At 65.5% G+C, this 13,638-nt stretch carries 13 protein-coding genes and 1 pseudogene; 4 read left to right on the plus strand and 10 right to left on the minus strand.

Features of this window, described 5'->3' with window-relative positions:
• Positions 1-38 precede the first annotated feature (38 nt).
• A complete protein-coding gene (locus AC1ROK_RS09050; RefSeq protein WP_492845963.1) occupies positions 39-905 on the minus strand; it encodes a DUF6597 domain-containing transcriptional factor in 867 nt (288 codons plus the stop codon).
• A gap of 38 nt (positions 906-943) precedes the next feature.
• Between AC1ROK_RS09050 and AC1ROK_RS09055 the strand changes: the two genes are divergently transcribed.
• Both AC1ROK_RS09055 and AC1ROK_RS09060 read left to right on the plus strand, forming a co-directional pair.
• Complete coding sequence (locus tag AC1ROK_RS09055) at positions 944-1,375, plus strand: VOC family protein (RefSeq protein ID WP_492845965.1); 432 nt, start codon at positions 944-946, stop codon at positions 1,373-1,375.
• A 132-nt stretch (positions 1,376-1,507) separates the two neighbouring features.
• Positions 1,508-1,903 (plus strand): SRPBCC family protein, encoded by a 396-nt coding sequence (locus tag AC1ROK_RS09060; protein ID WP_492845967.1) that lies wholly within the window; start codon positions 1,508-1,510, stop codon positions 1,901-1,903.
• Positions 1,904-1,929: 26 nt separating this feature from the next.
• Here AC1ROK_RS09060 and AC1ROK_RS09065 read toward each other — a convergent pair whose 3' ends face one another.
• Complete coding sequence (locus tag AC1ROK_RS09065) at positions 1,930-2,409, minus strand: MarR family winged helix-turn-helix transcriptional regulator (RefSeq protein ID WP_492845969.1); 480 nt, start codon at positions 2,407-2,409, stop codon at positions 1,930-1,932.
• 109 nt (positions 2,410-2,518) lie between these two features.
• Between AC1ROK_RS09065 and AC1ROK_RS09070 the strand changes: the two genes are divergently transcribed.
• Together AC1ROK_RS09070 and AC1ROK_RS09075 are read left to right on the plus strand one after the other, a co-directional pair.
• Positions 2,519-3,778, plus strand: a complete 1,260-nt coding sequence (locus tag AC1ROK_RS09070) for an HlyD family secretion protein (RefSeq protein ID WP_492845971.1) — start codon at positions 2,519-2,521, stop codon at positions 3,776-3,778.
• A 28-nt stretch (positions 3,779-3,806) separates the two neighbouring features.
• Positions 3,807-4,850, plus strand: a complete 1,044-nt coding sequence (locus AC1ROK_RS09075) for an FUSC family protein (RefSeq protein ID WP_492845973.1) — start codon at positions 3,807-3,809, stop codon at positions 4,848-4,850.
• Positions 4,851-5,022: 172 nt separating this feature from the next.
• Here AC1ROK_RS09075 and AC1ROK_RS09080 read toward each other — a convergent pair.
• The 8 genes and pseudogenes from AC1ROK_RS09080 to AC1ROK_RS09115 form a co-directional block, all read right to left on the minus strand.
• A pseudogene (locus AC1ROK_RS09080) lies at positions 5,023-5,331 on the minus strand (endonuclease domain-containing protein); the annotation flags it as partial.
• A 107-nt stretch (positions 5,332-5,438) separates the two neighbouring features.
• Positions 5,439-7,811: an aldehyde dehydrogenase family protein gene (locus AC1ROK_RS09085; RefSeq protein ID WP_492845975.1), complete on the minus strand. Its 2,373-nt coding sequence runs from the start codon at positions 7,809-7,811 to the stop codon at positions 5,439-5,441.
• Positions 7,808-8,245, minus strand: coding sequence for a hypothetical protein (locus tag AC1ROK_RS09090; RefSeq protein ID WP_492845977.1), 438 nt, complete (start codon positions 8,243-8,245; stop codon positions 7,808-7,810). The genes AC1ROK_RS09085 and AC1ROK_RS09090 overlap by 4 nt, the downstream gene beginning before the upstream one ends.
• A gap of 30 nt (positions 8,246-8,275) precedes the next feature.
• A complete protein-coding gene (gene deoC / locus AC1ROK_RS09095) occupies positions 8,276-9,313 on the minus strand; it encodes a deoxyribose-phosphate aldolase (protein WP_492845979.1) in 1,038 nt (345 codons plus the stop codon).
• Positions 9,314-9,372: 59 nt separating this feature from the next.
• Positions 9,373-9,780, minus strand: coding sequence for a cytidine deaminase (locus AC1ROK_RS09100; protein WP_492845981.1), 408 nt, complete (start codon positions 9,778-9,780; stop codon positions 9,373-9,375).
• Positions 9,781-9,938: 158 nt separating this feature from the next.
• Positions 9,939-10,904, minus strand: a complete 966-nt coding sequence (locus AC1ROK_RS09105; RefSeq protein WP_492845983.1) for an ABC transporter permease — start codon at positions 10,902-10,904, stop codon at positions 9,939-9,941.
• A 3-nt stretch (positions 10,905-10,907) separates the two neighbouring features.
• Positions 10,908-12,044: an ABC transporter permease gene (locus tag AC1ROK_RS09110; RefSeq protein ID WP_492845985.1), complete on the minus strand. Its 1,137-nt coding sequence runs from the start codon at positions 12,042-12,044 to the stop codon at positions 10,908-10,910.
• Positions 12,041-13,615, minus strand: coding sequence for an ABC transporter ATP-binding protein (locus tag AC1ROK_RS09115; RefSeq protein WP_492845987.1), 1,575 nt, complete (start codon positions 13,613-13,615; stop codon positions 12,041-12,043). Before AC1ROK_RS09115 ends, AC1ROK_RS09110 begins: the two co-directional genes overlap by 4 nt.
• Between the last annotated feature and the right edge of the window lie 23 nt (positions 13,616-13,638).

The following is a 13,638-nucleotide window of genomic DNA, read 5'->3' on the forward strand; positions in this document are numbered from 1 at the left end:
GACGACTACCCGTGCGCCCCGAAGCGGCGTGACCGCGGCTAGCGGGTGAGGCCCTTGTGGTACTGCACCGGCGTTGCGCCCAACACGGTGCGGAAATCGGTGATGAAGTGCTGCTGGCTGCTGTAGCCGAGATCGTAGGCGATGCCGGCCCAGTCGGGTTCATCGCTCGAGCGGATTTCGGCGGCGGCAGCGAGCAGGCGCTTGCGCAGCAGCAGCCATTTGAGGCCGATGCCCAGATAATCGCGAAACGCCTGCTGCAGCCAGCGCTCGCTGCGACCGAACGCCTCGCCGACCGCACTGACGGTGGTCAGCGCCGCTTCGGTTTCGACGGCGGCGATGATGACGTTGATCTCCTCGAGCGTGCCGTCGGCCACCGGCGAGGCGCTGCGCAGGCGCTCAAGCAGGGTGGCAATCACCCCGTCGTCATCCTGCGCGAGAATGGCGGCGAGGCCCTTGGCGTCGGCCCAGGGAAAGACCGATGTCAGCGGCACTACCTTGTCCTGCAGGTCGGCCATCTCGCCGGCCCAGAAAGCGTGGAAGGCGCCGGGACGAAAGCGGACACCGACGATCCGGCCGCTGCCAGCCGCCGAGTAGGTACGTTTACCGCGGAAGGTGCCCTGGATGCCGGAGTCCTGGGCCGACAGAAAGATATCGACGTAAGGCCGGTGCATCACCTGGTCGGAATCGTAGGGGCCCAGCGCGCCGTCCCAGCGGATGACCCAGAAGTGTTCGATGAAGCGCCGGAGGTCGGCTGGGGGCGGCACGGTGCGAAACTGCACGTGACGATCGAAACCCAGGGGATCGAGGCGACCGCGCGGCTCGTAAGGCTCGCGTGGCTCGCCGAGCTCGCGCGGCTCGCCGGGCGCTGCGGGTTTCTGAAATACGGGCCTCGGCGCATCGGTCATTGTCTTGGCATCAGCTTAGCGATGAAGGGAAATTCCAGATGAGCAACAATCACTTCCTGCGTGGCATGGCCACCGTCAACTTCTTCGCCGACGACATGATCGCGGCCCGCGACTGGTACGCCGAGCTGTTCGGTGTCGAGGCTTATTTCCAGATGCCGAGCCGCGAAAAGCCTGCTTATGTCGAGTTCCGCATCGGCGACAGCGCTGATGAGTTCGGCATCATCGACCGCCGCTATGCGCCCGAGGCGATGCAGCCCGGCCCAGGCGGGGCGATCCTGCTCTGGCATGTCGACGACATCGAGGCGGCGTTCGCGCGACTGAAGGAACTGGGCGCGAAGGAGTACGACCCAATCACCAAGCGCGGTGAGACCGGGTTCGTCACCGCATCGGTGGTCGACCCGTTCGGCAACGTGCTGGGGATCATGTACAACCCGCATTACGTGGAGACGGTAGCCGGCCACGCCGCCTGAGCTCGTTCCGTTCGTTGCAAGGGCCGGCTGTTCGGTTCGTGCAGGCGGCCCTTGTGTGTCCGGCGTCAACGCGTCGTTCACGCGGGGCGGGTTAGGATACGTCCCGCCCCGCAGGCGGCAACGGTAGACGCCATGCTCGAGCCCCATCCGATCGAAACCTATATCGACAAGCCGGTGACCGAGGTCTACCGGTTCCTGGCCTCGCCATGGAACTACCCGCGCTGGGCGGCGGTGGACGCGGCGACCTTCCACCAGATCGGCCCGCTCGAGTGGTCTGGGGACACCGAGTTCGGACCGCGCATCGTCAAGTTCAGCCCGCCCAATGGCGAGGGCATCCTCGACCATGCCGTGTACAAGCTGGGCGACGAGCCGGTGATGATGCCGATGCGGGTCACCGCCGATGGCAACCGGACACTGGTGACCTTCGTGTTCTACCGCCGGCCGGAGATGGACGACGAGCAGTTGGCATCGGCGCTCGAGTGGATCCGCTCCGATTTCACGGCGCTGAAGTCGCTGCTCGAGGTCTGAGGCGCGCAGGCGCGTGTACCAGCCCACTACTCGCCCGTGGGCACCGGCGCGCCTTTGTCGAGGCGGGTCTTGCGCAGCGTGTCGCGGGTGTTGGCCAGCATGTCGCCGATGAAACGGCGGACAATCGCCAGCTCAGCCTCGGAGTATGAGGCGATCACTGGCTGGTTCATGCGCAGCACATAGTCGCGCAGCTGCAACAGACCCGATTCCTCGGTGGCGGGTCCGAGCATGATCAGCACGCCGCGTCGGTCGGTTGGGTGCGGATGGCGCTCGATGAAGCGCGCCGCCTCGAGCCGGTTGAGCATGATGGCGGTGGCGCCGGTGGTCAGACCCAGATGCTGCGAGATGGCCTTGGGCGTCGCCTTGCCGCCGGACGAGCGCACGAAGAACAGGCACATCAGATCGGTGTGGTTGATGCCGGCCCGCTCAGCCAGCCAGCGGTAGACGTGCGTCACCTCGGCGGTGAGGTCGCGCAGCAGCTCATCCATCTCGGGCTTTCGTTCCAACGTCTCATTCCTCATGCGCAATATAGCTATGCAACATAGTATCTTTGTTGCAAAGTTAAATGGGCGGCACTAGATGGGGGTCGAACCAATGCAGCCAATGGAGCGGACTATGGCACAGGCACAGGCAACGATGGACCACAAAGAGGCTGTGAGCGCCGACAAGGCGGGGCTTCCCGCCATCGGCCGCGCGGCCAACGAATCCAGGGTGGTGACCATTCCCGTGGAGCGGGTGGCGGAACCGACACCGACTCCCCTGCCCGCCGCCGTTGCGGCGGAGGCCGCGGCAGCACCGACCGAGGTGCCGAACATAAGCCGCAGGAAGGCGAAACTATTCGGCATGGGCCTCTTGGTGACGCTGGGCGGCGTGGTCGCCTGGTATCCGCTGGCCGACCATTATGCGCCATTCGCCTCTGGCGCCTCGATCACCGCTGAGGTGACCCAGGTGGCGCCGCGCGTCGCCGGGCCGGTCAAGCACGTGCTGATCGCGGACAATGCCGAGGTGAAGGCCGGCCAGCCGCTGTTCGAGATCGACGACGCGACGTTCCTGATGGACGTGGCGCAGACCAAGGGCCAGCTCGACCAGGCGATGAATAGCGTGACTTCGGGTGTCGCGGCGGTGCCCGCGGCAGAGGCCAAGCTGGCGCAGACCGAGGTGGCGCTGACCATCGCCCAACAGGAACTGGAGCGCGCCACACAGCTCTTTGACAAGGGGCTGCTGCCACAGGCGAAGTTCAACACGGCGGACGCCAACGCCAGGACCGCGGCGCTCAACGTCGAGGCGGCAAAGGCCGATCTCGAGCGGATCAAGGCGTCGGCCAGCACGGCGGACGCCAGCAACCCCAACGTGCGCGCGGCGCAGGCCGCGGTCGACAAGGCGGAGTTCGCGCTCCGTAACACCACGGTGGTGGCGCCGGCCGACGGCTATGTCTCGAACCTGTCGCTGGCCGAGGGGCAGTTCGTTGCCGCCGGCACGCCGGCGCTCACCTTCATCAACCCCAAGACGCAGATGGTGATCGCGGACCTGCGCGAAAACCAGCTGGTCAACGTCCAACCGGGCGACAAGGCCGTGGTGATGTTCGAGGCCGCACCGGGCAAGCAATTCGAAGCCACGGTCGACAGCATCGCCTGGGGCATCAATAGCGGCCGCACCACGGCCAATGGCCTCGCACAGTCGTCGAACGATACCCGCTGGTTCCCGCCGGCGCGAAAGATCCCGGTGCGGGTCAGCATCGACGACATGAGTGCGCTCCCCGCCAATGTGCGGCTCGGCTCGGAAGCGAGCGTCCTGATCGTGCCGGAAGACGGCATCGTGCCGGCCATCGCCCGTGGGTTGATGGGCATCAGCGGCCTGCTGTCGGGCCTCAACTAGCAATCCTTCGCGAACCGAGGAGGCGAAAATGGAAGAGCTGACCCGCGTCGACCCCAACGAGGATCCGTACCTGGCGCTCCGCACCGCGCTCAGCGTCGCGATCTGCGTGATCCTCGCCGACCCGCTCGGCGTCACGCAGCCGATGATGCCGGTCGTGCTGGGGATGAGCCTGATGTCGAACCAGCGCGGCGCGCTCAACCTTCGCTCGTTCATGGGCCCGGTGATGCTGCCGGTGATGGCGTTCGTGTTCAGCTGGCTGGCGGCGGCGACGGTGAGCGAACCGATGCTGTTCGTCATCGTCAACGTGGCCCTGGCGGCGGCGGGCATCGGCCTGATGCTGTTCAGGGGCTCACGCCTGGGCGTTATGCTGACGGTGTTCCCCGCCATGATGTCGATGTCGGTGCTCTACAGCGACCAGGCGCTGGTGGCGATCCGCGACTCGATGGCGACGGGCGGCCTGATCGTCGGGGTGACCGCGGTGGTGCTCAACATCCTGTTCCCGCCACAGACCACCCGCGTGCATGTCGAGCAGCCGAAGCCGTTCGAGACCGAGAACCCCGCCGCCGAGCTGCTGATCCGGCTCGCCGTCTACGTGCCGATCATGATCGCCACCTATGCGACCGGCGACATGAACCTGCTGATCGTGCCGATCATGCTGGCCTTCATCTGCGCCGAGCCGGATCGCGGCGGGCGGCTGCAGCAGTTGATCGACCGCGGCGGCGGCACCATCGTCGGCGCGGTGGTGGCAGTGGGCGCCATGGCGATCTACTACGTGGTGCCGCAGTTCCCGGTGCTGGTGGCGCTGCTCGCGCTGATCACCTTCGTCTTGATCGACAAGATGACGACCGGGGAGAGCCGGCCGCTCTACTACCAGTACATCTGCTCGGTGGCGCTGGTGATGCTGCTGTCGTCGACCTTCGGCGCCCGAGATGCCTTCGAAGTGGTGGTGCAGCGCGTGGTGCTGACGAGCGGAGCGATGGTCGGGGCGATCGCGCTGCTGTCGCTGCTGGAGGCGGTGTTTTTGCCGCGGAAGGCGGACACCGCTTCTCCCTCAGTTGCCGGTGCGGCCTGACCCCCGCCCTTTGTCCCCTCCCCCTCAACCGGGGGAGGGAGACGTTAGCTGCTGTCACCGGTGCGGGCGGAGAGATTCTTGAGGCCGGACCGCTGTTTTCGCAGTCGGGGCCTCCCTCCCCCTTCTGAGGGGGAGTGGGGGTCAGTGAGGGCACTTCGGCCAGTGCTTGGGCAATGACCTCGTACACACCCTCGGCGTTGCCCATGATCTCGTTGTTCCACAGGCGCAGGACGCGGAAACCGCGGGCACGGAGGAAGGCATCACGCTCACGATCGTTGGCGACCTGCGATGCGTGGCTGTCGCCGTCGGCTTCGATGATCAGCTTGGCGTGGATGCAGGCAAAATCGGCGTAGTAGGGACCGATCGGGTACTGGCGGCGGAAGTGATAGCCGCGTTGTCGGAAGCTGTGGAGGATGGCCCAGAGGTGGCGTTCGGGCATCGTCGGATCGCGGCGGAGCTGGCGCGCGCGCGTTGTGCTCATGCCCTGGCTCCGGCGCTGGCCGACCCCCACCCCTGTCCCCTCCCCCTAAGAACGGGGAGGGAGACCCTCACACAACGGCCGGTTGCAGCAGGTTCTCAATGCCGCCCTTACGCCCCGTACGGGATCCACACGTTCTTCACCTGCGTCGCACGGCGCAGGAAGTAGTCGCCTTCGAATTTCGCCTTGTCGCTCAGGTCGTAGTAGAGGCCGCGGCTGGTCCAGGTTTGCTTGACGTTGCCGGCCGAGGCTTTTTCGACCATGGCGGAGGTTTCGGCGTCGCCGGCGAACCAGATGGCGTCGATGCCGTCGTGTTCGGCCAGCGTCTTGGCCAGCACCTTGCTTTCCCCGGTGACGATGTTGAGGACGCCAGAGGGCACGTCGGAGGTTTCGAGCACCTGGTAGAAATCGGTCATCGACAGCGGCGATTTCTCGGACGGCACCAACACCACGGTGTTACCCATGGCGAGCGCTGGGGCGACAAGCGCGATGGACCCGAGCAGCGGCCGCGACGGGGGGGCGAGGATAGCCATGGCGCCGAGCGCCTCGACCATGGCTGTCGCTACCATGCGCTGCGGCGGGTTGTGTACCGCGCCATCATATTTGTCGGCCCAGCCGGCGAAGGCAAACAGGCGCTCGACGCTGGCGGCAACTTCGGCGGCGCCATCCTCACCGGTCTGCGCCTTGATGCGGGCAGCGAATTCGTCGGCCCGGTACTCGAGGTTCTCGGCGAGGAAATAGAGGATCTGTGCGCGGTTGTGCGCTGAGGTCGTGGCCCAGCCGAGCGCGGCGCGCGCAGCTTCCACGGCGTTGCGGATATCCTTGCGATTGCCGTCGCCGACTTCGCCGACCAGCGCGCCAGAGGGTCCATGAACCGGACGCGAGTAGCCGGAATCCGGACGGGCCTGCTTGCCGGCGATATACATCTTGGCGGTCTGATCAATGCCGCCGGCATCGTCGAGCGGATTGGCCGACTTGGCTGGCTTGGGCGTCGCGGCGACGAAGGGCTTCAGTTCCTTCTCCCACTTCGCCTTGAGGTAGAAGGCCATGCCTTCCCGGCCGCCTTCGCGGCCGAAGCCAGATTCCTTGTAGCCACCGAAACCGACGGCGGCGTCGAAATTGTTGGTGGAGTTGATCCACACCACGCCGGCCTTGAGCTTGGGCGCGATGTCGAGGGCGAGGTTGACGTTCTCGGTCCAGATCGTGGCGGCGAGGCCGTAGCGGGTGTTGTTGGCCAGCGCTACCGCCTCCTCGGGGGTGCGGAAGCTCATCTCGACCAGCACCGGCCCGAAGATCTCCTCGTTGGCGACGATGTTGGCGGTCGACACATTGGTGATCAGTGTCGGCTTGATGAAGCAGCCGCCGCCCGGCACGTCGATATCGGGCTCGTAGAGCTGGCCGCCTTCGGCGACGCCCTTCTTGACCAGGTCGCGGACCCGTTCGACCTGCACCGGAGCGACCAGCGCGCCGATATCCACCGCCTTGTCGAGCGGATCGCCGACCCGCAGGGTCGACATGCGCTTCTTCAGCTTTTCGATGAAGCGTTCTTCGATCGATTCCTGGACCAAGAGGCGCGAGCCGGCGCAGCAGACCTGGCCCTGGTTGAACCAGATGGTATCGACGAGGCCCTCGATGGCGCTGTCGATATCGGCATCGTCGAAGACGATGTAGGGCGACTTGCCGCCAAGCTCGAGCGACAGGCCCTTGCCGGTGCCGGCCGTGGCGCGGCGAATGATCTTCCCCACCTCGGTCGAGCCGGTGAAGGCGATCTTGTCGATATCGGGGTGGCCGGTGATGGCGGCGCCGGTATCGCCCTCGCCGGTGACGATGTTGACGACGCCCTTGGGCAGGTGCGCCTTGTCGCAGATTTCGGCGAACAGCAGCGCGGTGAGCGAGGTGAACTCGGCCGGCTTCAGCACCACGGTGTTGCCGGCGGCGAGTGCCGGGGCGATCTTCCAGGCCAGCATCAGCAGCGGGAAGTTCCACGGGATGATCTGGCCGCAGACGCCATAGGGCACGTGATCGGGGAACTCACGCTCGAGGTGCTGGGCCCAACCGGCGTGGTGGTAGAAATGCCGGGCCACCAGCGGGATATCGACGTCGCGGCTCTCACGGATCGGCTTGCCGTTGTCCATGGTCTCGAGCACCGCGAACAGGCGGCTGTGCTTCTGGATCAGCCGGGCGATGGCATAGAGGTACTTGCCGCGCTGGTAGCCGGAGAGGGCCGACCATTTCGGGAACGCGGCACGCGCGGCTTTCACCGCCGCATCGACGTCGGCGGCGGTGCCATCGGTGACGTCGGCGAGCTTCTTGCCGTTGGCGGGGTTCTCAGAGGCAAAGGTCTTGCCCGGCTTGGTCCAGGCGCCGTTGATGAAGTGGCCGAACGTGTTGTCGTGCGCGCTCAGCCAGGCCAGCGCCACATCGGCGGACTCGGGAGCCGGGCCATAGTCGAGGGAGGTGAAGATTTCAGCGATCTTGTTCATTTCGTTCTTCCCTCGGCATCGTGCGCCGCCCTGGCGAGCATTTTTTTCAGGTAGCCTAACTTCATCTTCTGATCTCTTGTAAGCGGATCAGCCAGGAAGACCGTCGGGTCTAGCTCGTAATCTCCGGCGAAAATGACCCAATCTCCGACTTGAAACGTGATGCCGCAATTGCCGTCACCTGCCTGCGTAGCCTCGAAGGACGGGCCTAGCTGACCGCTAACGGGTGTTTCAACGCTGAAGAACACCCGGTCTGGCCAACCTCCTGGCTTCGCGTTCGGCCTTATCGCCGTCACATGTCCGATGAAGACGACGGACGCCTTGTCGATCTGCGCTTCCCAGGGCGGCGGCCGATAGTCGGCGTCGATCTGGCACGCCAGGGAACTCACCAGCGAGGAGAGCCAGAGTGTAGCCGCGTACGCAACAGCACGCATCATCGCAACTGCCCCTCAGTTCGCAAGAGATGGCTAGACCATCGGCATCCGGTAATCGGCGGCATAGTGGCCGGTCAGCGTGTGTTCAAGCTGCCGCTCGATGTCCGTGAGCAGGCTCGACGCGCCGAACCTGAACAGGTGGGGCCGCAGCCAGTGGGTGCCGAGCTCTTCCTTGATCAGCGCCATGTAATCGAGCGACAGCTTCGCCGTGGCGATGCCGCCGGCCGGCTTGTAGCCGATCTCGATGCCGGTTTCCTCGTGGAACCAGCGGATCATCCGCACCATCGACAGCGAGGTCTGCAGGTTGGCGTTGACCTTTTCCTTGCCGGTCGAGGTTTTTATGAAATCGGCGCCGGCCAGCATGCACACCAGCGAGGCCTTGGCGACATTGGTCTGCGTCGCCAGTTCGCCGGTGCCGAGGATTGTCTTGATGTGGGCATCGCCGCAGGCCTTGCGCATGGCGCGGACCTCGTCATAGAGCGCCTGCCAATCGCCGCGCAGCACCATGCCGCGCTCGATGACGATATCGATCTCGCTGGCGCCGTCAGCCACCGAGGCTTCGATCTCGGCGAGGCGCGTGCTCAGCGGCGCGAGGCCGTGCGGGAACGCCGTGGAGACTGCCGCGACATTGATGCCGGTGCCCTTCAGCGCCTCGACGGCGGTCTTGACGAAGGAGTGGTAGACGCAAACGGCTGCCGGTTTCACCTGGAGGTCGGCGACGCCCAGGCCATCGATGATGTCCTGCCGGACCGGGTGGCGGGCCTTCGCGCAGAGCCGCTCGACGCGGCCGGGGGTATCGTCGGAATTGAGCGTCGTCAGGTCCATCAGGGTGATGGCCTTCAACAGCCAGGCGGCCTGCCAGTCCTTCTTCACCGTACGGCGGGCCGGCAGCGTCGACGCGCGACGCTCGAGCGCCGAACGGTTCATGCGCACGCGTTCGACCCAATCGAGATCGAGCGGGAAGCCGGGATTGCGGCGATGGGAGCCAGCGGGCGACCCAGCGGGGTCTTTCGATTTGGCTGCGGCTGCCGGCTTGGTCCCAGCCGGTTGATCGACGACGCGCAATTCCATGGGATGGCCTCCTTGCCGCGGACCCTTAGCGGGATTTTGCGGCACTTTGCTGACTGCCATTATCGGCCCAAAAACTCGGGGCCGAAAGAGTGCGGGAGAAGCTGTGCGATGGTCTGCTCGAGCGGCGTGCCGTCGATGCCGTGCGAGACGACGACGACATCCTGATCGGCGAACTCGCGGATGCGCTGGCGGCAGCCGCCGCACGGGGTGACGGGCGTTGTGCCCGGGCCGGTGGTGTAGACGCGCTTGATGCGCTTGGCGCCGCCGGCGAGCATGGCGGCAATGGCCGAGGGCTCGGCGCAGTTGCCGATCGGATAGGCGGCGTTCTCGACATTGCAGCCGACATAGATCCTGCCGTCATCGGCAAGGATGGCGGTGCCGACGTGGAAGTTCGAGTAGGGCGCGTAGGCCTTGGCGCGAACGGCTTCGGCGGCAGCGAGGAGTTCGGTGTCCTTAGGGTGCGGCATGGTCGATCTTCTGCTGAGGGCTTCTGTGTGCGACGCAGGCACGCTGGCTCCGCGCACCCCCTCCGAGCTGCGCTAGTTCGCTCTGCTCACAAGCTTCGCTTGCCTCCCCCGTCGAGGGGGAGGTGGGGGCCGGTGCCCGGTGCGAGACGGAGCCCAACTCAGCGTTCCTTGGTGTAGGCGACGCCACCGGCCTTGGGGCCGACGGCCTTGCCGATGAAGCCGGCCAGGAGGATCACCGTCAGCAGGTAAGGCAGCGCCTGAATGGCCTGGACGGGTACGCCGACGCCGAAAATCTCGGCGCCCTGCAGGCGGATCTGCAGCGCATCGAGGAAACCGAACAGCAGGCAGGTGAACATTGCCGGCACCGGTTTCCACTTGGCGAAGATCAGCGCGGCGAGCGCGATAAAGCCCTTGCCGGCGGTCATGTTGTTGCCGAAGCCGGAACCCTGGGCGATCGAGAAGAACGCCCCGGCGAGGCCGCAGAGGAACCCGGTGATCAGCACCGCCTGATAGCGCAGCTTGGTGACCGAGATGCCAGCGGTGTCGACCGCTTTGGGGTTCTCGCCAACAGCGCGAAGGCGGAGGCCGAAGCGGGTGCGGAACAGCACGAACCAGGTGATCGGCACGGCAAGGAAGGCGATGTAGACGAGCAGGTTATGGCCGGAGATCAGGTCGTGGTAGATCGGGCCGAGCACGGGGATACCCTGCAGTTCGTCGGCGAACGGCAGCGTGATGTCCGTGAAGCGTTCGCCGGCCTTGAGCTGGGGGGTGCGCCCGCCCTGCCCGAACCACTGGATGCCGAGGAAGGTGGTGAGGCCGGCGGCCAGCATGTTGATGGCGACACCGGCGATCAGTTGGTTGCCCTTGAGCGTGATGGCAGCGGCGCCCTGGAGGCCCGCCGTGGTGATCGAGACGGCAAGGCCGGCGAGCAGGCCCAGCCAGACATTGGCGGTGACCGCCGCGACCGCAGCCGCAGCGAAAGCCGAGGCCAACATCTTGCCCTCAAGGCCGATATCGAACACGCCGGCCCGCTCGGAGTAGAGCCCGGCGAGACAGGCGAGCAGCAGCGGCGTCGACAGCCGGAGCGTCGCGTCGAGGGTGGAGAGGATGAGACCAAGGTCCATGGCTCAGCTCCCCGACTTGACGCTGTTGGCTTCGATGGCGGCCGCCCTTTGGCGTGGCGACAACGTCATGAAGATGCGCTGCAGGCCGGGGCGGAACAGCCCTTCCATGGCGCCGGTGAACAGGATGACCAGCGCCTGGATGACGACGACCATTTCCTTCGATAACCCCGGGATGACATATTGCAGCTCGTTGCCGCCCTGGTAGAGCGCACCGAACAGCACCGCGGCGAGGAGGATGCCGATCGGGTGATTGCGGCCCATCAGTGCCACGGCGATCCCGACGAAACCGGCATCGGCGACGTAATCGAGCACCAGCCGGTACTGTACGCCGACCACCTGGTTGACCGCCACCATGCCGGCGAGCGCGCCGGACATGGTCATGACGATCATGATGATGCGGCTGTTCGACATGCCGGCATAGCGGGTGGCGGTCGAGTTCTGCCCCAACGCCCGCATGGCGAAGCCGAAGCGGGTATGCCAGATCAGGATGTAGGCGCCGACGAGGCAGACGAGCGCCAGAAGCAGCGTGAAATTGACATCGGTATTCTTGAACCACGGGATGAAGGCGCCGAGTTTCGGCATGCGCCCCTCGGGGGCGATCATCGCGGATTCGGGCGCGAGGATACCGGCCGGCTTCAACACGTTCACCACCATGTAGACCATGATCGCCGCGGCGATGAAGTTGAACATGATGGTGGTGATGACGACGTGCGAACCGCGCTTGGCCTGCAGCCAGCCCGGGATGAAGCCCCACAGCCCACCCACTGCCGCACCGGCGACGATGGCGATCGGGAAGGTAATCCACCAGGGCAGGAACTGCAGCGGCAGCGCCACCGCGATGACGCCGAGGCCGGCGATATAGGCCTGGCCGTTGCCGCCGATGTTGAACAGCCCAGCATGCGCGGCGACCGCCACGGCGAGGCCGGTGAAGATGAAGTTGGTCGAGTAGTAGAGCGTGTAGCCGAAATTGTAGCCGTTGCCGAAGGCGCCGGTGACGATGGCATTGAGCGCCGCCAGCGGATCCTGCCCGATGGCAAGAACGACAAGGCCCGAAACGATGAAAGCGAGCGCCAGATTGAGGAGCGGCAACAGGACCACGTCGGCCCAGCGCGGCAGCGGTTTGAGGATGGCGCTACTCATGGCACTTGTCCTTCGGCCGCGACGCGCGCCTGGGGTGCCGCCTTCTTGTCGGTAACGCCGGCCATCATCAGGCCAAGCTCGCCTTCGGTGGCGGTGGCGGGGTCGGCTTCGCCGACGATGTGGCCATCGAACATCACGAGGATGCGGTCGGCGAGCGAGCGGATTTCGTCGAGTTCGACCGAGACGACAAGGATCGCCTTGCCGGCATCACGCATCTTGATGATCTGATTGTGGATGAACTCGATCGCGCCGATATCGACGCCGCGGGTCGGCTGGCCGACGATCAGCACCTCGGGATCCGACGACATCTCGCGCGCCAGCACGATCTTCTGCTGGTTACCGCCGGAGAAGTTGGCGGTCTTCAGCCGCTCGTTGGCGGGGCGGATGTCGAACTGCTGGATTCGCTCGCGGGCCTTCGCCCGCGCAGCGGGAATGTCGAGCAGGACGCCCTTGCCGTAGACGGGATCGTCCTCGTAGCCGAGCATGGCGTTTTCCCACTCCTCGAAGGCGGTGATCAGGCCCATGCGTTGCCGGTCTTCCGGCACGTGGGCGAGGCCGGCCTTACGGGCGCGATGCGCGCCGTCATCGCCTTCGAGCGAGAGTGGCGTGCCCTTCAAACGGACAATGCCGCTCGTCTGGTCGCGCATGCCGGAAATGGATTCGAGCAGTTCGGACTGCCCGTTGCCCGCGACGCCGGCGATGCCGACGATCTCGCCGGCTCGCACGGTGAAACTCACATCCTTGACCCGGGTAACGCCGAGGTCGTCCTTGACCACCAGATTCTCGACCGACAGGAAGGTGTCACCCGGCTTGGCGGCGGACTTTTCGACGCGCAGCAGCACATGGCGGCCGACCATCAGCTCGGCGAGCTGCTCGGGGTTGGTCTCCGAGGTCTTGAGCGTATCCACCATGGCGCCCTGACGCATCACCGACACGTAGTCGGTAATGGCCATGATCTCGCGCAGCTTGTGGGTGATGAGGATGATGGTCTTGCCCTGGTCACGCAGGGTGCGGAGCACGCGGAACAGATCGTCCGCCTCGGCCGGGGTGAGCACGCCCGTCGGTTCATCGAGGATCAGCACATCGGCGCCACGATACAGCGCCTTAAGGATTTCGACGCGCTGCTGGGTGCCGACGGAAACATCCTCGATGATGGCATCGGGATTGACGTCGAGCCGATATTCCTTGGCGAGGCGCGTCAGTTCCTTCCTGGCGCGATCGAGGCTGGGGCCCAGCAGGGCGCTATCCTCGGCGCCGAGCACGACGTTCTCGAGGATCGAGAAATTGTCGACCAGCATGAAGTGCTGGTGCACCATGCCGATGCCGAGCGCCAGCGCGTGGCGGCTGTCGGTGATGGCATGGGGAGTGCCGTTGACGCGGATCTCGCCGCTATCGGCAGTGTAGAAGCCATAAAGGATCGACATCAGCGTCGACTTGCCGGCGCCGTTCTCGCCGACGATGCCGTGCACCGTGCCGCGACGGACCTTGAGGTCGATGTCCTTGTTGGCATGCACGGCGCCGAAGCGCTTGTTGATGCCGATCAGCTCGATCGCCAGATCAGACTGGGCCAAATCGGATGCAGCGGCCCCTTGGG

The organism is Devosia sp. GW821-FHT12F11, assembly GCF_058806655.1.